Annotated in this window: 15 protein-coding genes; 6 read left to right on the top strand and 9 right to left on the bottom strand. The window is 45.5% G+C overall.

Annotation, left to right across the window (positions count from 1 at the left end; genetic code table 11):
• Positions 1 to 171: 171 nt before the first annotated feature.
• From ACN08W_RS02830 to ACN08W_RS02820, 3 genes are all read left to right on the top strand, one after another.
• Positions 172 to 2,778, top strand: a complete 2,607-nt coding sequence (locus ACN08W_RS02830; protein WP_419108756.1) for a DEAD/DEAH box helicase — start codon at positions 172 to 174, stop codon at positions 2,776 to 2,778.
• Positions 2,779 to 2,841: 63 nt separating this feature from the next.
• The gene (locus tag ACN08W_RS02825) at positions 2,842 to 4,239 is read left to right on the top strand and encodes an alpha/beta fold hydrolase (protein ID WP_419108755.1); all 1,398 of its coding nucleotides are present in this window, start codon (positions 2,842 to 2,844) and stop codon (positions 4,237 to 4,239) included.
• The gene (locus tag ACN08W_RS02820; protein WP_419108790.1) at positions 4,146 to 5,528 is read left to right on the top strand and encodes a hypothetical protein; all 1,383 of its coding nucleotides are present in this window, start codon (positions 4,146 to 4,148) and stop codon (positions 5,526 to 5,528) included. Before ACN08W_RS02825 ends, ACN08W_RS02820 begins: the two co-directional genes overlap by 94 nt.
• Before the next feature lie 95 nt (positions 5,529 to 5,623).
• Here ACN08W_RS02820 and ACN08W_RS02815 read toward each other — a convergent pair whose 3' ends face one another.
• From ACN08W_RS02815 to coaE, 4 genes are all read right to left on the bottom strand, one after another.
• A complete protein-coding gene (locus ACN08W_RS02815) occupies positions 5,624 to 6,823 on the bottom strand; it encodes a TerC family protein (protein ID WP_419108754.1) in 1,200 nt (399 codons plus the stop codon).
• Between the two features lie 171 nt (positions 6,824 to 6,994).
• The gene (uvrB, locus tag ACN08W_RS02810) at positions 6,995 to 9,076 is read right to left on the bottom strand and encodes an excinuclease ABC subunit UvrB (protein ID WP_419103498.1); all 2,082 of its coding nucleotides are present in this window, start codon (positions 9,074 to 9,076) and stop codon (positions 6,995 to 6,997) included.
• Between the two features lie 377 nt (positions 9,077 to 9,453).
• Positions 9,454 to 11,163, bottom strand: a complete 1,710-nt coding sequence (locus tag ACN08W_RS02805) for a BCCT family transporter (protein WP_419103499.1) — start codon at positions 11,161 to 11,163, stop codon at positions 9,454 to 9,456.
• Between the two features lie 263 nt (positions 11,164 to 11,426).
• Entirely contained in the window at positions 11,427 to 12,071 is a 645-nt protein-coding gene (gene coaE, locus ACN08W_RS02800) for a dephospho-CoA kinase (protein WP_419108753.1), read from the bottom strand.
• A gap of 149 nt (positions 12,072 to 12,220) precedes the next feature.
• Here coaE and ACN08W_RS02795 point away from each other — a divergent pair, with 149 nt between their 5' ends.
• Positions 12,221 to 12,901 carry an IMPACT family protein gene (locus ACN08W_RS02795; RefSeq protein WP_419108752.1) on the top strand — a complete coding sequence of 227 codons (681 nt, stop codon included), beginning with the start codon at positions 12,221 to 12,223 and terminating at the stop codon, positions 12,899 to 12,901.
• Positions 12,902 to 12,979: 78 nt separating this feature from the next.
• Here ACN08W_RS02795 and ACN08W_RS02790 read toward each other — a convergent pair whose 3' ends face one another.
• The 4 genes from ACN08W_RS02790 to polA form a co-directional block, all read right to left on the bottom strand.
• On the bottom strand, positions 12,980 to 13,717 hold the full coding sequence (locus ACN08W_RS02790) for an SDR family NAD(P)-dependent oxidoreductase (protein WP_419103501.1): 738 nt from the start codon (positions 13,715 to 13,717) through the stop codon (positions 12,980 to 12,982).
• A gap of 214 nt (positions 13,718 to 13,931) precedes the next feature.
• On the bottom strand, positions 13,932 to 15,398 hold the full coding sequence (gene rpsA / locus ACN08W_RS02785) for a 30S ribosomal protein S1 (RefSeq protein WP_419101790.1): 1,467 nt from the start codon (positions 15,396 to 15,398) through the stop codon (positions 13,932 to 13,934).
• Positions 15,399 to 15,695: 297 nt separating this feature from the next.
• The gene (locus ACN08W_RS02780; RefSeq protein ID WP_419103502.1) at positions 15,696 to 16,316 is read right to left on the bottom strand and encodes a GNAT family N-acetyltransferase; all 621 of its coding nucleotides are present in this window, start codon (positions 16,314 to 16,316) and stop codon (positions 15,696 to 15,698) included.
• Between the two features lie 18 nt (positions 16,317 to 16,334).
• The gene (polA, locus tag ACN08W_RS02775) at positions 16,335 to 19,169 is read right to left on the bottom strand and encodes a DNA polymerase I (protein ID WP_419108751.1); all 2,835 of its coding nucleotides are present in this window, start codon (positions 19,167 to 19,169) and stop codon (positions 16,335 to 16,337) included.
• A 94-nt stretch (positions 19,170 to 19,263) separates the two neighbouring features.
• Between polA and ACN08W_RS02770 the strand changes: the two genes are divergently transcribed.
• Complete coding sequence (locus ACN08W_RS02770) at positions 19,264 to 19,740, top strand: PaaI family thioesterase (protein WP_419101793.1); 477 nt, start codon at positions 19,264 to 19,266, stop codon at positions 19,738 to 19,740.
• Positions 19,741 to 19,745: 5 nt separating this feature from the next.
• Positions 19,746 to 19,895 (top strand): hypothetical protein, encoded by a 150-nt coding sequence (locus tag ACN08W_RS02765; RefSeq protein ID WP_419103505.1) that lies wholly within the window; start codon positions 19,746 to 19,748, stop codon positions 19,893 to 19,895.
• Between the two features lie 81 nt (positions 19,896 to 19,976).
• On the opposite strand, the gene ACN08W_RS02760 is transcribed toward ACN08W_RS02765, so the two are convergent.
• Positions 19,977 to 20,582 carry an ANTAR domain-containing response regulator gene (locus ACN08W_RS02760; RefSeq protein WP_419103506.1) on the bottom strand — a complete coding sequence of 202 codons (606 nt, stop codon included), beginning with the start codon at positions 20,580 to 20,582 and terminating at the stop codon, positions 19,977 to 19,979.
• Positions 20,583 to 20,820 lie beyond the last annotated feature (238 nt).

Here is a 20,820-nt window from a genome sequence, read left to right as displayed (position 1 = left end):
ATCATAAGGTGCTCTATGCCAAAAGGAGAAAGTTATTGTTCTTTTCCTTTTGTAACATGATGAAGTATTTCCCTCCTACGCGAGGGTGAGGAGTCTTATCTTTCTGCTGTTAAGCTCTCGACTATGATCGATATATTTTTTGGTGTTGTTGCGGTATAGACTAGGAAAACCATGAAAAAAATTCTTGAGTATCTCAGCCCTCAGCTAGCACAACATCCAGAAAATTATGCAAGTGCGGATTTTCGTTCAAATCCTCTATCGCCTGATGAAATATATGATGCGTTCTGTCAGTGGATTAGTTCCCGCGGTATGGAACTTTACCCCGCGCAAGATGAAGCCATTTTAGAGTTCGCTCAAGGTTCTCATGTTATTTTGGCAACCCCCACAGGCTCCGGCAAATCAACGGTCGCTGTTGCTGCGCATTTCACGGCATTAGCAACAGGGTATCGGTCATATTACACAGCGCCGTTGAAAGCTCTTGTATCTGAAAAGTTCTTTGATCTCATCAATATTTTTGGGGCAGAAAACGTCGGTATGGTTACCGGAGATTCTTCTATTAATGCTGAAGCTCCAATTATCTGTTGTACCGCTGAGATTCTTGCCAATATTGTTTTACGTGAAGGTTCACAAGCACAATTCTCGCAAGTCATTATGGACGAGTTCCATTTTTATTCGGACCCTCAACGAGGCTGGGCTTGGCAAGTTCCGCTACTTGATGCTCCACAAGCTCAGTTCCTTTTGATGAGTGCAACGTTAGGTGATACTACACGTTTTGAAAAAGAACTTAAAGAGCGTACTGGCCGTGATGTTGCGTTAGTAACTAGCAATGAGCGACCAATTCCACTGCATTTTTATTATTCGATGGAGCCTTTGCAAGAGACGGTACAAGAGCTTATTAATACGCATCAAGCTCCCGTATATATTGTGCATTTCTCGCAGATTCAAGCAGCAGAGACAGCTCAGGGGCTACTCAACGTTGCTGTGGCTACTGCCGATGAGAAAAAACGTATTAATGAGCGGCTCCATTCTTTTAGGTTCTCTCCGGGGTTTGGAAAAGTACTTCAACGCTTAGTCAAGAATGGTGTCGGTATCCACCATGCTGGAATGTTGCCGAAATACCGTCGCCTTGTTGAGCAATTAGCGCAAGAAGGTCTTCTCAAAGTCATCTGTGGCACGGACACTCTTGGTGTTGGTATTAACGTCCCTATTCGTACCGTACTTTTGACGGCGCTATCAAAATTTGATGGTAGACGCTCTCGGAAACTTAAATCGCGTGAGTTCCATCAGATTGCAGGACGCGCTGGACGCGCCGGTTATGACACGGCTGGAACGGTGGTGGTGCAAGGCCCTGAACACGAGATTGAAAACCAACGGCTTGAAGCTAAAGCAGCGGAGAAGTTTAACGGCGACACTAAACGAATGGCGCAGTCCCTACGCGGTAAAAAGAAAAAAGCACCGCAAGGTTTCATTAACTGGTCAGAAAAAACTTTCGATCAGCTTGTTGCTTCTGCACCTGAACCGTTAACAAGTTCCTTCGATATGACCTATTCGATGGTGCTTAACATTCTTCAACGGAATGAGAATCCTTTTATGGTGGCGCGACATTTCCTACGCCATAATCATGAGTCTCCGACCCGACAACGACAGCTCATTAAAAAAGCTCTCGGCATCTATCGAGAACTCCTTGCAGGAGGTATCGTCGAAAAATTGGATGCCCCAGACGAATACGGTAGGACTGTTCGTCTGGTGATGAGCCTTCACGATAATTTTGCGTTGAATCAGCCACTGTCTCCTTTTGCTTTAGCGTCATTATCATTATTGGATCGTTCGTCGACGAGCTATGCCTTAGATGTTCTGTCTATTTTTGAAGCAACGTTAGAGAACCCTCATCAGGTTCTTCATATGCAAGAGAAGAAAGAGAAGTCTGTGGCTCTCGCTCAGATGAAAGCTGACGGCTTGGATTATCAGGAGCGGATGAACGAACTCGATCACATCAGCTATCCAAAACCTTTAGAAGATATTCTTGTACAGGCTTTTGAGACGTACCGTTCTGGTGCGCCGTGGGTGACAGAATACGATATTAGCCCCAAGTCTATTGTTCGTGATATGTATGAGCGGGCCATGGACTTTTCTTCCTATGTTCAGTTCTATTCGCTAGAACGCTCTGAAGGTGTGCTTCTCAGATATCTATCTGATGCGTATAAAGCTTTACGGCAAACAGTGCCCCAAGAAGCTCTCACCGAAGAACTCACAGATATCATCGAATGGCTCGGAGAGCTCATCCGACAAACAGATTCTTCTCTTGTTGATGAGTGGGAACGTTTAGCGTCTTCATCGACAGAAGATTTTGTGCAGCCTCACAACCACGTTATTGATGAGACTCCCCCTCAGCTCACAGATAATCCACGTGCCTTTACTGTGATGGTCCGTAACGCTCTTTTTCGCAGGGTTGAACTTTTTGCTCAAGAGCAAGAACGCACCCTCGGTGAACTTGATGGTGCTCACGGATGGGATGAAGACCGCTGGGCAGAAGCCATGGACGATTATTTTGAAGAATATGAGGATCTTTACACCGATTCTCAAGCTCGTTCTCCCCATTTATTCACGGTTGATAAAAGTGCAGAACGCACAGAGGGAACGTGGACTGTTCGCCAAATTTTCTCTGATCCTGAAGAACATCATGATTTTAGTATGAGTGCTCTTGTAGACTTAGCAGCCTCAAATGAGCTGGGTGAACCCGTAATCCGTATCCTTCACGTAGGTTTTAATCATTCGTGAGGATGACCTCTTCATCACCGTATTTTATGTTTTATCGTTATATTTTTCTAAAGGTTGGTTCTTATGATTCTCTCATTACCATCGTCTTCACATCGGCAGGGAACAGCTCATACGGTAGGTTCTTTTCACCTCATCGATCATTGGTTTGAGGTTCCCGCCACTCACGGTCTTGCCTTATCGTTAGGAATGGATGCGGCGTTAGAGCATCCTTTTGCCAAGCAAACTCTGACTATTTTTGCTCGCGAAGTCATTAATATTTCTCCTGAGTTGACAACTTCAGTCGACGAACGTCCTCTGATGGTTTATCTCCAAGGCGGCCCAGGTGGTAAGAGTCCTCGTCCGCTTAGCGATCAAGGGTGGGTGCAGGAGCTTAGCAAAACTCATCGGCTCGTCCTTTTAGACCAGCGTGGAACAGGTCTTTCTACGGCGCTCACCGCTCAGACGATTCAGCAAGGAGGCTCTATCGAACAGCAAGTTGCTTATTGTGAACTTTTTCGAGCAGATTCTATTGTTGCTGATGCTGAAGTGGTGCGTCGTTTTCTCTGCGCTGGTCGGAAAGACCAGCGTTGGTCGACGATGGGGCAAAGCTATGGTGGATTCTTGACCCTCAGCTATTTAAGCTTTGCTCCTGAGTCTCTCAAAGATTCTCGTATGACCGCCGGTCTGGCACCATTGAGAGCTTCCATTGATCAGGTGTATCAGAGCACTTTAGACCGTGTTTATGAACGTAATGAACAGTTTTATCAGTGGTATCCCGAAGATGAAGAGTTAGCTCGTCGTATCGCCTCCTTCGTGGAAGAAAACGAGGTGTATCTGCCTTCTGGAGAGCGTCTGACTGTTCCTCGTTTCCAAATGCTCGGGCAGTATCTTGGTGGTAATAGTCGAGTGCATGGATTGCATTATTTACTTGAATCTGCTTTTGCTGAAGGAACAAGCCACCTCTCAGCACAGTTCTTGAGCGAAGCAGAACACGTTCTGAGTTTTAGGTCTAGCCCTTTGTACGCTCTTTTACATGAGTCAATTTATGCTGATGGTCCAGCTCAGGGTGGTTCGCCATCTCCTGCCCCAACAAATTGGTCTGCTGCTCGTATGGCAAAGAAACGTCCAGAATTTAGCCCTGATGCTTCAAAGATTCTTTTTACCGGTGAGCATATTTTCCCGTGGCTTTTTGAACAAGATACCGCGTTGAAGCCGTTAGCAGAGTTGGCTGATGCCTTGGCGCAAAAAGATGATTGGGGCCCGCTATATTCTCATGAACAGTTAGCCTCTAATGAGGTGCCTTTAGCGGCTGCCGCATATACTCCCGATATTTATGTGGATTATGCACATTCTATGAAGACTGCTCAGTGGGTTAAAAATACAAAAGTGTGGACATCACATACGCATCATCACGATGGTTTGGGTACAGACGGTACACTAATTTTGGGACATCTCAAAAATCTTCTCGCAGACATGCGCTAAGAATACCCCCAGCACGAGATGGCACCCACACTCCAGTAATTCACTCGCTATTTTTCCCTTTTGGAGGGTTTGTGGTCTCTCGCGCTCAATTTCTTGGCGCTTCTGCCGTTGGTGTCCTTGCAACTGCTTTTCATTCGTCGTCTTCGGCGTATGCTCAAGCACCATCACGCTTTTATCGTGCCGATGAACAAGGCATTACCCCTGATTCTTTAGAACCAGTTAACCACCGTATTAATGAGCTCATCGATCAGTTAGCTCAATCTGGTGGAGGTAGTATCCTCTTCCCTCCAGGAAGATACCCCGTAGACTCTTCTGGCATTGTGCTCAAACACCAAGTCTCTATTATGGGTGTTGGCGATTCCACACAATTTATGCCAGTTGGTGAATGGGAAGAACTCGCCGGTGTTTTTCGAATTGGCGAAGATACCATCCCCTCTAAAGAACCTGTTTATCGGACAGGCCTTCATCAGTTCAGTATCAAACCAGGAGAAGACTCGTATAAGCATCGTCAAGCTATCCCCAATACGGTCGGGATTCTTTACAACACGTTTAATGGGGATAATCCCCCAGATCCTGATGCTGCTCACCGAATTTCGGGAATTACTCTTTGGGATTTAGATATGGGCATTAAGCTCAAGGGCCCAGACGACCAAGGTTGCACGGTGTCTCAGATACGAGGACGTCGATTTTTGCGAACAGCACTCACCGTCGGTGACACAAACTCACCAACAGCTGCAGATAATATGTTCCATATGCTTGATTTCTCGTCAGCGAACTTGCAGCGTCTTGACGCCGCAGCGATTGAAGTGTACACCTCTAACTGTTCATTCTCACAGGTTAAAAGTTGGTATTCTAAACGTTCCATGAGCTTTGAAGAATCGGCGAAAGCCGGTGCCGGATACTATATTAAAGGCACTCGAAACTCCTTCAACCAGTGCGATGCCCAAGATAACGGTGGCCATGGCTTCGTTCTTTCATTAGGGAATAATTCGCTGATGAACTGTATCGCTGACTCGAATGGTTATGCAGAGAACATATCAGGTGAAGCGCAAACTTCTGAGGCTCATGGATTCCATGTTGAACGCAATGCAACAGGCACACAGCTTATTGGTTGTCAGTCTTTTAACCGTACGAGAAATGACCCTGGACAATCCGTTGGGTTTTGGGCGCACGAGGGAAATACTCAGGTAACCATTATTGGTTCTGCTTTTGCAAACACCACAAGAGCGTCACAAACGGGAGCGCTTGAGACAGCACAAAAAACGTTGATTGACCCAACAACCCGATAAGCAATTATCTTTTGCGTTATCTTTCCTCAGAGATAGAGTAAAGGTGTGGGGTGCAACCTGTACAGGTTGCACCCCACACCTTTAACGATACTGCGTTAGTTTTGAATGTAGTCCTCGTGTTTACCTCGAGCACGATGCACAAGGTCTTGATAATCTTGTTCAGAGTCGATGAGTTCATCACGGTATTTTTGTTTGATAGCGCGTGATTTCTTAGCATAACGCTCTAGCTCATCTTTAATCTTTGCACGTTCTTCCATAGAAGCATCCTCAGGTAAAGCAAGATAGCTCTCGCTCAATGCCGTCACCTTATGAATAATAGCTAGGGCTTGCCCTTTAGGCGAGTACAACGACGCTAAGACCGTTACGATGAGCACCCCAACAATCACTGCCAAAGAAACACCAATAGATACCTCAACTACGTGAACAGGTTCACCGTTATTGATAAAGGGCAAGGTGTTTTCATGTAAGGCGTGCAATACCAATTTCACGCCAATAAACGCAAGAATCAGCGATAGGCCCCACGAGAGATAAATGAGACGGTCAAGTAAACCATCAATGAGGAAGTATAACTGTCGAAGACCCATCAGAGAAAAAGCTGTTGCAGTAAAGACAATGTATGCCGACTGGGTCAACCCAAAAATCGCGGGAATAGAATCAAGAGCAAAGAGCAAATCTGTTCCACCGATAGCAACCATCACCAGCAGCATCGGAGTCATCACTTTTTTACCATTTTCGATAGTAAAAAGCTTATCGCCATCATAATGCTCAGAAGTTTTAAGGTACTTCTTCGCTAAACGGATAACAATATTATTCGCTTCGTCTTCTTCATTCTCAGCAGAAATCTCATCCTTGATGAGGTTACCGGCGGTGTAGATGAGAACGATACCAAAAATGTAGAAGAGCCAGCTCCATGTATTGATGAGCGCTGCACCAGCAAAGATAAAGACGGCCCGCGCCAGCATCGCAAAAATAATGCCAAACAGTAGCACCTTTTGCTGGTCTTCTCTGGGCACTTTAAAGCTCGCCATAATAATCAGGAAGACAAAGAGATTATCAACGCTTAGCGCTTTCTCTGTAATATACCCTGCGTAGTACTCTGCAGCGTAGGTACTACCATCAAATATCAGAATGAAAACACCGAAGAGTAGCGCTACACCAATATAGATAGCCGACCAAATGGCAGCTTCACGAATAGTTGGCTCATGAGCTTTACGCACATGAAAAATAAAATCATAAGCAAGAAGTAAGCCAATGAAAATAAGGGTAATAGACCATTGCAGCCCACTAATATCCACGGGGAGCCTTTCTTGTGGTTGGATACGTTAAATACCACAAGTCTCTCCCGCCTCAGAGGGCACATTTTCCGGAGCGACTTCTTTGGCTCTCGTGCTGACGAAAAATGATTTATGGGATACTCCCTTGCTCTGAGAATACTCTACCGTATTTTAGGCGCTCACTTGTACTCTTTAGGCGTGACCTGCTTGTTGCATCTGACGCAATTCTTTTTTAAGTTCTTGCAGCTCATCACGAATTTGTGCAGCTATCTCAAATTGAAGGTTTTCAGACGCTGTCATCATTTGCTCAGTTAGCTCCTGTATGAGCTGCGTCAGGTCTTCAGCCGGTGCGCTCGCCAAACGATTTTGGCGTATGTTCGGGGTTGTTGCCGTTCGAGGTGTTTTGGTGGTGTGTTGGTTCAGGAGTTGTTGTGTGTCCTCTTCTTCACGAGCAAGTTGGTCGGTGATGTCAGCGATTTTCTTACGTAGCGGTTGCGGATCGATACCGTGTTCTTGGTTATAGCGTTGTTGAATTTCACGTCGTCGGTTGGTTTCGTCAATAGCTACTTGCATGGACGGCGTAATTTTGTCGGCGTACATGTGAACTTCTCCACTGACGTTTCGTGCGGCGCGACCAATCGTTTGAATTAGTGACGTTGTTGAACGGAGGAAGCCTTCTTTATCTGCGTCAAGGATGGCGACAAGAGAGACTTCTGGCAAGTCTAGCCCCTCACGAAGAAGGTTAATGCCGACCAAAACGTCAAAACTGCCTTGGCGTAGTTGTCGTAACAGGTTAACGCGTTGGAGAGTGTCCACATCGGAGTGAAGGTACTCTACGCGCACCCCGTTTTGGGCGAGGTATTCGCTGAGGTCTTCAGCCATTCTCTTAGTGAGTGTGGTAACGAGGATACGCTCGTCACGTTCGACACGTTCTCGGATATTTTCTAGGAGGTCGTCGATTTGTCCGCGGGTCGGTTTAACAATAATTTTCGGGTCGACAAGTCCTGTTGGGCGAATGATTTGTTCAACATATCCGTCGGCTTGGGATAGTTCGTATTTTCCGGGTGTAGCCGATAGATATACTGTTTGTCCGATTCTTTCAAGGAATTCGTTCCATTTGAGGGGACGGTTATCCATAGCTGACGGTAGCCGGAAACCAAAGTCTACAAGAGTACGTTTTCGGCTCATGTCACCTTCGTACATGGCACCAATTTGTGGGACCGTCACGTGAGATTCGTCGATAATGAGGAGGAAGTCATCGGGAAAATAATCGAGTAGACAATGTGGTGCGGAACCTGCTTCACGTTGGTCAATGTGTCGAGAATAATTTTCAATTCCGGTGCAGAAACCCATTTGTTCCATCATTTCGAGGTCATATTGGGTACGCATGCGTAGGCGTTGGGCTTCAAGAAGTTTTTGTTGACTTTCAAGTTCTGCAAGTCTGCTTTGCAGTTCATCTTCGATACTGCGCATAGCAATTTTCATGCGTTCTTCACCTGCCACATAGTGTGAGGCAGGGAAAACGTACATTTCTTCTTCCTCACGGATAATTTCTCCGGTGAGCGGATGCAGAGTGTAGATAGTTTCTATCTCGTCCCCAAAGAATTCAATACGAATTGCGTTCTCTTCGTACATGGGAATAATTTCTACGGTGTCGCCACGAACGCGGAAGGTTCCACGGTGAAAGTCAATGTCGTTGCGGGTGTATTGCATGGCTACAAATTGTCGTAGCAGTTCATCTCGGTCGAGTTCTTCTCCTCGTTTGAGAGTGACCATTTGTTCGATGTATTCTTCGGGTGTTCCGAGTCCGTAAATACACGATACGGTGGAGACAACAACAACATCACGTCGAGTCAGCAAAGAGTTGGTTGCAGAGTGGCGCAGTCGTTCTACTTCTTCATTAATAGATGAGTCTTTTTCAATAAAAGTATCTGTTTGAGGCACATACGCTTCTGGCTGGTAGTAGTCGTAGTAAGAGACAAAGTATTCGACAGCGTTATGTGGAAGGAGTTCTCGAAGCTCTTGCGCAAGTTGAGCGGCGAGAGTTTTATTATGTACCATGATGAGCGTTGGGCGCTGCACTGATTCTATGAGCCATGCTGCTGTTGCAGATTTTCCGGTGCCGGTGGCACCCAGTAGCACGATATCTTTTTCTCCGTTGTTGACGCGTTCGGTCAGCTCTGCGATAGCTTTGGGCTGGTCCCCCGCTGGCTGGTATTCAGAGATGACGTTAAAGGGTGCGACAATTCGTTGGATATTTTGCGCTAGGCTCATGGTTGTTAATTTTACTGCACCTCAGTGGCTGGTGGGCATTCAGCACTCATATTATCGTCATATTCGTAGTGGTTCAGCATATGTAATGTTTTTGTAGCTGATGAGTTGTATAAGAAATCTGCACTATCAATGACATATTTAAGATGGAATTGGACTAAAACTATTTCATTGAATCACTTCAGATATGTCAATATCCTCAATAATATACTTAAACAATAAGTTAATTCTTTAATCTCGTAAAACGTTAAATAATGATAACAATAGGGCACATAGTTAATATTTTATATATTAACTATGTGCCCTATTATTGAACGCTCTAATACTTACTGGTTCAATATGTTCAGAACATATTCAAGCTAGATTATTCTATAACTCAACTATTTTTTCTTTGATGAGCTTTTCGCTGATTCTTGAGAATCTTCAGCTTTTGTCTCTGGAGTAATGACCGGAATCTGACCCGTATTAGGAACAAGAGACTCATATTCTGGTTCTGTTCCTACTTCAAATTCAGGACGCATCACAACATCTTCAATAGAAGAGAAGTCTTCTTGAGCTCGACGATGATATTCCTCAATCGGAAGCACCTGCTTCCACTGACGAGTCCGCATCGGAGGTAACTCCCCTGCGTCCTCACGTAGAGCACGAACAATCATCCAAATCTCTAAATAGCCCAAAACCCATACAGGTAGACCGATCACAATAATGACCTGTTGTAAGAGGTTCAGCCCGTCATCTCCACTCGATACAAGGATAGATGCACACACAAGACCAATACATAATGCCCAGAACACACCTTGACGTTTCGGGGCGGGATCTTCATGGCCGTTTGAGATAGCGTCCATCACCAAAGCCGCAGAGTCGATAGAGGTGATAAAGAAGATAGTAATCACCAGAAGTGTTAGCGCTGCAATTACGGGGAAGAAGGGGAAATGACCCAAAAATTCGAAGAGCGCAGCGGGGATATTACCTTCATCTACCACTTTCTGAACGAGTGTTCCGTTATGGTTACGTTCGATGTTAAAGGCGTTCATGCCGAAAACACCAATCCAAATCAAGGTGAAGGCACTCGGCGCACCCAAAACACCAATCACAAACTGGCGGATAGTACGACCTTGAGAAATCTTTGCAATAAAGAGTCCAACAAAAGGTGCCCAAGCTACGGTCCATGCCCAATAGAAAACAGTCCAAGAACCAAGCCAACCAGTATCGGCGAAGGTGTCGTTGAAGAACATCATAACGGGAAGCTTCTGAACAAATTGTCCGGCAGATTCAATCGTTCCGGTAATTGCTAGTCGTGTTGCTCCCGTCATGAGAATAAAGAGCAACAAGGCAATAGCCATCATGATGTTAATGTAGGACAAGCGTTTCACACCTTTGTCCATGCCCATCATCACGGAGCAGATACCTGCAGCAGTGATGATGGCAATAATGGCAGCCTGTATCCAACCACCTACCGGAAGACCATACATGATGTTCATACCGGAGTTAATCTGTAAGGCGCCAAGCCCTACGGAAACAGCAATACCAAAGACAGTAGCGATAATCGAGATTGCGTCGATGACTTTTCCGATAGGGCCGTGAATACCTTCGCCGAGCAGTGGTTGGAAGATAGAAGATACGCGCGGAGGAAGTTTACGTTTATACGTAAAATACCCAAAAGCAAGCCCAGGGACAGTCAGAATAACCCACATGAACAAGCCGATGTGGAAGTTCGCTATTGATAGCGCATCAATAGCGGCAGCGTCAGATTGCGGTTCAATCCCAGGGTATGGAGGGTTAGCATAGTGGCTGATAGGTTCTGCTGCACCCCAGAAGAGAAGTACAGCACCAACACCGGCAGCAAATAGCATGCCGAACCATGCAATACCGGAATATTCTGGTTCTGCATCATCGGGGCCAAGTTTGACACGGCCAAAACGACTACACGCAATATAGATGAGGAAGATAAAGAAAAGAGCATTCCCTAAAACATAAAACCAACCAAGATATTTAATAATAAAAGATGCGACAACACCAAATATCTCAGCCATAGGCTTTGGGAAAACAACCATTGCCAGAGTAAAAAGCATAATAAATGCTGCTGACATAAAGAAAATAGGAGGGCTTGTTCTAAGCCCTAGTCTGTTGTGTATTTTGCTCAACACAGCAAAAACCCGGTGGATATGTGCGTACTTTGCGGCGCTCGTTGATTCCACCTCACCGCAAATTCATCCAGAGAGGACAACGTATTTAATAGTACGCATATTTTACAAAGAAATGTTAAATATGACTTTTTATTCCGACTATTTAGAGTCAATAGAAAGTATCTGACTAGGAATTATAACAATTCTATAAAATATAACACTACTGATTATTTTTTGGTGGTAGAAGATGCCAAAAGACTCTCCCAAACCTCCAAAACACGCTGTTTAGTATCATCAATATCACCCGAATTGTCGATAACCCAATGAGCGACCTCTGCCCGTTGAACGTCACTAGCTTGAGCTGACATTCTGCTCAAAGCATCCTCACGAGACATCCCACGATACTTTTTCAGACGCTCAAGGCGTACAGGAAGATCAGCATAAACCACAATGACTTTATCAAAATGATGATATTGCCCAGTCTCTACTAAAAGTGGAATATCCTCAATGACGATAGCCTCATCACCATAAATACGACGAATATTCGCAATTTTCTCTACAGCACGTTCACGAATAGCAGGGTGCATAATACACTCAAGAGTTTCACGTAACTGCTCATCAGAAAAAATTTTCTGAGCCAAACGCCCACGATTCAACGACCCATCTTCGCACAGAATATCTGAACCAAAAAGACGAACAACCTCGTCAAAAGTCTTCTCCCCCGCCTGCATAAGCTCACGGCCTAAAGCATCAGCGTCAACAATATGAGCACCATAGGAGGAAAAAATCTGCGCAATAGTAGATTTTCCAGCACCAATTCCACCCGTTAAAGCAATCCTTAACATTTTTCTCCTGTCAATCAACACACCCATACAGCTACTCTCTAACCTATCGTAACGACTATGAGTACGTGATGTTCATGTTCTACCTCATCCGCACACCAAAAACACATCTGAGAACACTACAGCCAAACATTACACAGAAAACGAGTGCTCTCATCGTGTGCAGTAAAATGTTTTAGATGCAGACAACAGACCATACTCGTGCTCACCGATACACTGTTCTAGCAAAACGCGCACATGAATACCGTGCTGATCTTGAAATTAAAAGAAGCAATTTCTTGGGTTTCGCTCTTCGCGTTGAAAACGAAACCCAAGCACGAGAGTTCATTACTTCTCTAAGAAAACGCTACCACGATGCACGACACGTCTGCTCAGCGTTTGTGATTGGAGCAGATCGCGATATCCAACGGTCCTCTGATGATGGAGAGCCAGCAGGTACAGCAGGAATACCGATGCTCCAAGCAATACTTGCACGAGACACGGCACAAAAAGCCCCTATCTCAGATATTTGTGTTGTTGTCGTACGATATTTTGGCGGGATTAAACTAGGTGCCGGTGGGCTTACGCGAGCTTATTCTGAAGCTGTCACTCATGTTCTTGACAGCTCAGAATTTCTTCTGCGTCAAAAACTGCTGTGTGCAAAACTTCCTGTTTCACATGCATTCGTCGGACAACGCGATCATGAAATACGACACCTAGGATTTCATATCATTGATACCGAATACGACGCAGAAAAAGCCTACATGAGCGTTGGTGTGACGGCAGAGAAAGTAGAATATCTCAAAGAGTGCATTGCCCATATCAGTGCTGGCGAAGAGTCCCTCAGCTGGGGCGGCTCAATATGGGTAGACACCCCGTAAAACATGACAGCGTAGAGATAAGGGTGCTCTTTGACCGCTATCATCAAAGAGCACCCTTATCCGTTATCTCTATATGATTTATCGGGCAGTTAAGCCACCGTCAAGGATAAATTCTGAGCCAGTTGAGTATGAAGAATCATCACTTGCAAGAAAGAGAACAGTCTTAGAAACTTCCTCTGGCTGAGCGATACGCCCCAGAGGAATAGTCTTCTCAAACTCTTTAACCGCAGCCATCGTATCTTCTTGCATAATCATCGGTGTCGCAATAACACCGGGGTGAACGGAGTTCACACGAATACCGTGATGGGCAAGTTCCAACGAAGCAGCTTTAGTCAAACCACGCACAGCAAATTTAGTATCGGTGTATCCGACTGCACCACCCACTAAGCCGTTGATAGAAGAAATATTGATAATGCTTCCGCCACCATTTTTCTTCATCGATGAAGCACCGTACTTTACTCCAAGAAATACGCTGAGCTGATTGATATTAAAAATCTTTGTATACTCATCAACGCTCACATCAAATAGTGACTTCGCCATCGTAATACCGGCGTTATTGACCAGAATATCTAAAGTGCCAAAGTGTTTTTCGGTCTCAGCAATGACACGTTCCCAATCGTCTGAAGAAGTAACGTTATGGGACAAGAACAAAGCGTTTTGACCTAATTCCTCCGCTAATTTTTCACCTTCTTCGGCGTTAATATCAGTGATTACTACACGAGCGCCTTCTTCGTGGAATAAACGTGCATGAGCAGCTCCCATTCCTTGAGCAGCTCCAGTAATTAAAGCAACCTTGTTTTCGAGTTTCTTTGCCATCACTTATCATCCTTTGATATGAAAGATTTATTCGCTATGTATATTTAGCTGGCAAGAGGCGACTTATGTCGCCCATCACTAACAAGGTGTACTATACTCCTGAACTCCCAGCTTTTTCAAGAAAAAATAAAAGGTTGTTCTTCCTACCAGTAAGGTAGGAAGAACAACCTTTGATCAAGGACTTATGAGAGGTAAACCCCTCATAAAGACTTAATTAGTTGCCGGTGAGCTTCTTGCGAAGTTCTGCAAGAGCCTCATCAGAAGCAAGAGTACCGGACTCTGACTTGCTATCAGAGGAGTAGGAAGAAGGAGCAGCTTCAACCTCAGCAGCAGGCTCAGCAGGTGCGTTAGCAATAGCTTCTGCGTCAGCTTCAAGAGCCTTTGCAACCTGTACCTTGTGAGCTTCCCAGCGAGCCTGAGCATCAGCATACTGCTGTTCCCAAGCTGCACGCTGAGCTTCAAAGCCTTCAAGCCATTCGTTGGTCTCAGGGTCGAAGCCCTCAGGGTACTTGTAGTTGCCCTCTTCGTCGTACTCAGCTGCCATGCCGTAAAGTGCAGGATCAAACTCAGTACCTTCAGGATCTACGCCCTCGTTAGCCTGCTTGAGGGAGAGGGAGATACGACGGCGGTCAAGATCGATGTCGATAACCTTAACGAAGAGTTCGTCACCAACAGAAACAACCTGCTCAGCCAAATCAACGTGGCGAACAGCAAGTTCGGAGATGTGAACGAGACCTTCGATGCCATCTTCAACACGAACGAATGCACCGAATGGTACAAGTTTGGTGACCTTACCAGGAACAACCTGACCCAAAGCGTGGGTACGAGCAAATGCCTGCCAAGGATCTTCTTGAGTTGCTTTGAGGGAGAGTGAAACACGCTCGCGGTCAAGATCAACTTCGAGAACCTCAACGGTAACCTCGGTGCCAACCTCAACGACCTCAGACGGATGATCGATGTGCTTCCAAGAAAGCTCAGAAACGTGAACAAGACCGTCTACGCCACCAAGGTCAACGAATGCACCGAAGTTGACGATAGAGGATACAACACCGTTACGAACCTGGCCCTTTTCGAGCTGGTTAAGGAAGGTGGAGCGAACCTCAGACTGAGTCTGCTCAAGCCATGCACGGCGAGAAAGAACAACGTTGTTACGGTTCTTATCAAGTTCAATAATTTTTGCTTCGATTTCCTGACCGATATAAGGTGCAAGGTCACGAACGCGACGCATCTCAACCAAAGATGCAGGGAGGAAGCCACGAAGACCGATGTCGAGGATAAGACCACCCTTGACAACCTCGATAACAGTACCGGTAACGACACCGTCGTTTTCCTTAACCTGTTCGATGTCGCCCCATGCGCGCTCGTACTGTGCACGCTTCTTAGAAAGGATGAGACGGCCTTCTTTGTCTTCCTTAGTTAGGACGAGAGCCTCAACTTCGTCACCAACGGAAACAACTTCGCCGGGATCGACGTCATGCTTGATGGAAAGTTCGCGTGAGGGAATAACGCCTTCGGTCTTGTAACCGATATCGAGAAGAACCTCGTCGCGGTCAACTTTAACAACTTCGCCGGAGACTAGATCGCCATCGTTGAAGTACTTAATGGTCTCATCAACGGCCTTGAGGAAGTCTTCTTCAGTTCCAATGTCGTTGATAGCAACCTGAGGAGTGTTGGTGCTCATATAGTAAAGGGCTCCAATAGGATAGATTTGGTAGGTTGATACAGCCAGGCGCCCGCTACGTACAAAACATATCTTCTGAGTATCTGATAAAAATTCTCTCACTCATCGGGTTCCGACGTAGCATTCACCACGAGTGGTTCACTCTGTACCAAGCGTTTATTCGGACAATTATGTGAGCGCATAGTACGCCCACACCGTTGATTCTAGGGGGTTACACCCAAGATGGTCAATCATAGCCACACTATTTCAGGTGTTTATTTCACAACAAATATGGTATGTTACTTCCCCATTGCATTATCAACGGCTAAACATCGACTCCCACGACGACATCGGGGTATCAAAAACTAGCTCATGGTAGACCTCACGACGATACTCTTCAAACCCCCTACGACAATAGTTCTTCAGAGCGTATGGCCCGTCTAAAGTACATGTATGCACCCACACACGTTGCACTTCAGGTATAGCGTGATAAGAGGACATCTTCCATGCAGCAGTAAGAACATACTCCAAAAAGGCTTTACCCAGCCCCCTACCATGCACCCACTGCATCAAACCAAAATAGAGCAGCTCCACATCAGAGCCAAATTCATCATCAGAACGAGGAATAACCTGAGTATCTAACTGCGCATAGCCACAAGGAGTTCCCTCAACATAAAGAACCCATAGTTCACTGCCAACTTCGCTCAGTTCGTCATCCCACTGCTCTCGAGACCAGCTTAAACGCTCGTACCAGTAATAAGGCCCACCAACAACACTATAAAGCCAACGAATAAACTCCGGCTGAGGATGCATCACCCGCTGAGCATACACGCCTTCAGGAAAGCCCGAAAACTCCCCCGGATCTGAAAACATCTGTAAATAAATGACCTCAACATCCCGAGGAGAACGCGAAGGCATCGAATTTGTTATAGAAGTCATGACCAAAGAACGCTTCCCCTAATGTCCAGCCTCTTGCCAAGACACACCAGAACCAACCTGAACATCAAGAGGTACCAAAAGTTCCACAGCCTTGCTCATCTCTTCACTCAAAATACGGCGAGCTTGTTCAAGCTCACCAGAGGCAACTTCTAAAATCAATTCATCATGAACCTGCAAAAGCATACGACTCTTAAGATTCTCATCATTAAGACGACGATAAACATTAAGCATCGCAATTTTGACAATATCCGCAGCAGTACCCTGAATAGGAGCATTCAACGCTGCACGTTCAGCAGCCTCACGACGTTGCTTATTTGAACTGCCCAAGTCGGGAAGAATACGACGGCGTCCAAACATCGTCTCAGTATAACCATCACGGTGAGCCTGCTTAACCGTTGAACGCAAGAAACGCCCCACATTGCCAAAACGTTTAAAATAGTTCACCGTTAACTCGCCAGCCTCATCAACAGGAATACCGAGTTGTTTTGAAAGACCAAAACGAGACAACCCATACGCCAGCCCATAAGACATTGCCTTAACTTTGGCACGCATCTGTGATGTCACCTCTTCAGGAGCCACATCAAATACTTCTGAACCAACAAAGCGATGCAAATCCTCACCACTTTGATAAGCCTCAATTAGCTTCTCGTCCTTAGCTAGATGCACCATAATGCGCATTTCAATCTGCGAATAATCTGCAGTCAGAAGAGTCTCATATGATGTTCCATCAACAGAATGCGGATCAACAATAAAGACCCCACGGATTTTACGTCCTTGCTCAGACCGGATAGGAATGTTCTGAAGGTTTGGTTCCGTAGAAGACAATCGCCCAGTCGCTGTAACATTTTGCTGAAAAGTCGTATGAATCCGACCATCAGCAGCCGTCGCTTTTTCTAGACCTTCAACCGTTTGTTTGAGCTTGGTAAAGTCACGATAGGTCTGCAACGCAGCCAAAAATTGCGCTCCGGCAGTATCAGGATTCACTTTAGTCATCAAATCTGCAATAGACTCAGCATCAGTAGAATACCCCGACTTAAGTTTGCGAGTCTTGGGCAGTCCTAATTCTTCAAAAAGAACTCCTTGAAGCTGTTTAGGAGAGCTCAGATTCACTTCGTGGCCAATCAAACGATACGCTTCGTCAGTTGCCTGACGTACGAAAGAATCATAGTAGTCCTTAAGCTCAGAAATCTTTGCAGAGTCAACGGCGATACCAGATTGTTCCATACGAGCTAAAACCTCTGCCATAGGAAGCTCAATATCCTGATAAAGGGTTAGCTGCTCATCATCAACCATCCGATAATGCAAACGGTACGCCAACTCTTGAATATGGCGAGCAACAAGAGCGCAATGCTCAAAGGGGACAGAAGGTTCTAACACAAAAAGCTCTGCAGGCTCCTCCGATACTGGCTCCTGAGGAAGAGAAACCCCCAAATATTCTTGGCACAAGGCATCCATCATCGTCGCAAAATCACGTTTATGAGCTGAAGGAATATACCCGCACACATAAGAACTCAGCATCGGGTCTTCAACGACCCCAGCAAGGTCAAAGCCTCGCGCGTTCAACGTCTTATAGTGCTGTTTGAGGTCGAAAAGAATTTTAGGTTGAGACTCATCTGCTAACCAACGAGCAAAAATACTCTCTACTTCTGGGCTCATCGCAGTAAAGTCAAGCCATACGCTAGAAGCTCCAGCAACTAAAACAGCACCTAAAAGATCACGCTCATGAGCTAGGCCCGTCTGCTGAGCAGACTCAGCGACAACAGGATATAACGTCACAGCACAGCTCAAACGTTCCGGCACAGATTCTGAACGCTCCACCTGAGCAATAACATCAGTCGCCGTGTCCAAGAATTGACGTAAAACTTTATCTCCGTCATCAGAAGAGCACGTCTCAACTGTCGTATCAAAAGACAGTGCAGATACAGTCGTACCCTGCTCCGCTGCGGCGAGGAAAACCTCACCCACACGACGGCGAATAGAATTAAACGCTAACTCATCAAAAAAATCGTCAAGACGTTGATGGTCTTCCGGACCATACTCACTCATATCCGATAACTCAAGCGGCAGTTCGAGGTCATCAACCAGACGATTCAAACGACGGTTACGACGCACATCCTCAATATGTTCCCTAAGCGCCTCACCCTTTTTGCCTTTAATCTCATCAGCATGGGCAAAAATACTCTCTAAATCACCGTATTCATTAATCCATTTTGCGGCAAAACCAGGCCCCACACCAGGTACACCTGGCAGGTTATCTGCTTTCTCACCTGTCAACGCGGCAAGATCTGGGTACAAATGAGGAGGTACAAGATATTTCTCTTGTACAGCAGCCGCATCCATAGGACGGATACCTTTCTGCGGCCCCGTCGTCACAGGATAAAGTACCGTGACGTTATCAGAAATCAGCTGAAAAGAATCCCTATCACCAGAGACAATAGATACTTGATATCCGCTCTCACGACCAGTCTTTGTCAACGTTGCAATAATGTCGTCTGCTTCATATTCAGGAACGGTTAGCCAAGGGATATTTAACAAATCAAGAAGACGCTGAATTAGCTCAACCTGCCCAAAAAATTCGGGAGGAGTCTCCGAACGCCCACCCTTATACTCACTATATTCACGTGTTCTAAATGTGCCACCCGATAAATCAAACGCAGCAACAATATGCGATGGTTCTTCACTTTTAATAAGGCTCAACAACGTTGAAAGGAAACCATGAACCGCATTTGTGTGCTGTCCTTGAGCATTAACGAAAACATCAGCTGGAGTCCCATAAAAAGACCGAAAAGCTAAAGAATGACCGTCAATCAGTAGAAGTTTTTGAGTTTTTTTAGCAGATTCTTGTGTAGTCACAAGTTCTATCCTAGACGCTTATTCTTTCTCACACCACGTTCACTCCCCCTATGTTCACTAGCACCTCAGAAAAACAAAGAGCATAATGAAGACTATGAACGAATTACCTCACGACGTACGCGCATCATTGATTGAGCATGGAATACCGGAAGATTCAGTACACCGTTTCGGTCCGCTAGGTTTAGGAGAGCTTATCCCTAAACTTGGTATCCGCTTCCTTGAACTCTCTGCAGAAAAAACTGTTGCAACAATGCCAGTATCAGGAAACACCCAACCAGCAGGACTGCTACACGGTGGTGCATCCGCAGCATTCTTAGAGACTCTTGGATCTTTTGCATCAAATATGGCTGTCGATGAGAAAACCATGGCAGTCGGTACTGAACTGAATATTACTCACCTACGCTCTGCCGTCAGTGGTCTTGTGACAGGAACCTGCACCGCAGTTAAACTTGGTAGAACACAGCTGGTCCACCACATTGATATTACCGATGAGAATGGAAAGCTAATTAGTAGCGGAAGAATGACCAATATGGTTGTTCCTAATATCGTTCATTCTGCTCAGAAGGGATAACACGCATGCGAGAAAAAATTGGGATGGTCTTTCTCATCCTCACTATTCTTGTTGCTGTTACGGCAATGCAACGTGGAAGCTATTGGTGGCTTGGTCTAGCAATCTGTAGTGCTGTCACACTATGGGGTATTGGAACAAAGCCTTCACAAAAATAATCTTTGCTCACAACACATCATGGTGGGGTTAGCACTCCTTTAGGAGTGCTAACCCCACCATGTTTTTATGTCTAGTAAAACCTATGATTTAGACATTTGTTCAACGATAGTCTCAGCAACTTCACGCATAGAGATACGTCGATCCATTGACGTTTTTTGAATCCAGCGGAACGCTTCTGGCTCTGTTACCCCCATCTTTGTCATAAGCAAAGACTTTGCACGGTCTACAGCTTTCCGCGTCTCAAACTGTTCTTTAATATTTTCAACTTCAGCTTGAAGAGCCTTAATCTGTTCATAACGACTCATCGCAACTTCGATAGATGGGATGAGCTCATTTGGGCTAAAGGGTTTAACCACGTATGCCATTGCACCAGCTTCTGTGGCACGGTCTACCAGCTCTTTTTGGCTAAAGGCGGTTAACAATACAACAGGAGCAATCTGTCGTTGTGTAATCTCTTCAGCAGCAGTAATACCATCCATAATGGGCATTTTTACGTCCATGAGGACAACGTCAGGGCGGTATCGCTCAGCGAGTTCAACAGCAGTCTTTCCGTTATCAGCTTCTGCGATGACGTCGTATCCTTGTCCTCGAAGAATCTCAACGATGTCCATACGGATGAGCGCTTCATCTTCTGCGACGATAACGGTATGTGTTGTTTCCTCTGTGGAAGATGTCTTCTCTGACATACAAACTCCTAGCTCTCTGCCGACCCTTTTACTTTATAATTTTGACACGTTGCTTAGCTATCTGTTCAGCACGTGAAGAAAAAAGTCCGTAATATTCACCACTGTAACCTCATCAACCGTAAAACAACCTCAAAACTGACGCAAAGGCAACTCAAAGGTCGGTAGCTGTGATGTCGTCTTAACAGCTGGTGGGTGCATTACGAACAGATGTTTAAAAATATTTTTATGTTCGTATTTC

It is taken from the genome of Rothia sp. CCM 9419, assembly GCF_048512815.1.
Taxonomy (GTDB): Bacteria; Actinomycetota; Actinomycetes; order Actinomycetales; family Micrococcaceae; genus Rothia.
The sequence above is the reverse complement of the archived record's forward strand: the minus strand, read 5'-3'. Positions and strand labels throughout refer to the sequence as shown.

Excerpts from the sequence above, each read along its gene's own strand:
- ACN08W_RS02830 (WP_419108756.1), top strand. The coding sequence starts at position 172 with ATGAAAAAAATTCTTGAGTATCTCAGCCCTCAGCTAGCACAACATCCA.
- ACN08W_RS02825 (WP_419108755.1), top strand. The coding sequence starts at position 2,842 with ATGATTCTCTCATTACCATCGTCTTCACATCGGCAGGGAACAGCTCAT.
- uvrB (WP_419103498.1), bottom strand. The coding sequence starts at position 9,076 with ATGAGCCTAGCGCAAAATATCCAACGAATTGTCGCACCCTTTAACGTC.
- ACN08W_RS02805 (WP_419103499.1), bottom strand. The coding sequence starts at position 11,163 with ATGTCAGCAGCATTTATTATGCTTTTTACTCTGGCAATGGTTGTTTTC.
- coaE (WP_419108753.1), bottom strand. The coding sequence starts at position 12,071 with ATGGGTGTGTTGATTGACAGGAGAAAAATGTTAAGGATTGCTTTAACG.
- ACN08W_RS02795 (WP_419108752.1), top strand. The coding sequence starts at position 12,221 with ATGCAGACAACAGACCATACTCGTGCTCACCGATACACTGTTCTAGCA.
- ACN08W_RS02790 (WP_419103501.1), bottom strand. The coding sequence starts at position 13,717 with ATGGCAAAGAAACTCGAAAACAAGGTTGCTTTAATTACTGGAGCTGCT.
- rpsA (WP_419101790.1), bottom strand. The coding sequence starts at position 15,398 with ATGAGCACCAACACTCCTCAGGTTGCTATCAACGACATTGGAACTGAA.
- ACN08W_RS02780 (WP_419103502.1), bottom strand. The coding sequence starts at position 16,316 with ATGACTTCTATAACAAATTCGATGCCTTCGCGTTCTCCTCGGGATGTT.
- ACN08W_RS02770 (WP_419101793.1), top strand. The coding sequence starts at position 19,264 with ATGAACGAATTACCTCACGACGTACGCGCATCATTGATTGAGCATGGA.
- ACN08W_RS02765 (WP_419103505.1), top strand. The coding sequence starts at position 19,746 with ATGCGAGAAAAAATTGGGATGGTCTTTCTCATCCTCACTATTCTTGTT.
- ACN08W_RS02760 (WP_419103506.1), bottom strand. The coding sequence starts at position 20,582 with ATGTCAGAGAAGACATCTTCCACAGAGGAAACAACACATACCGTTATC.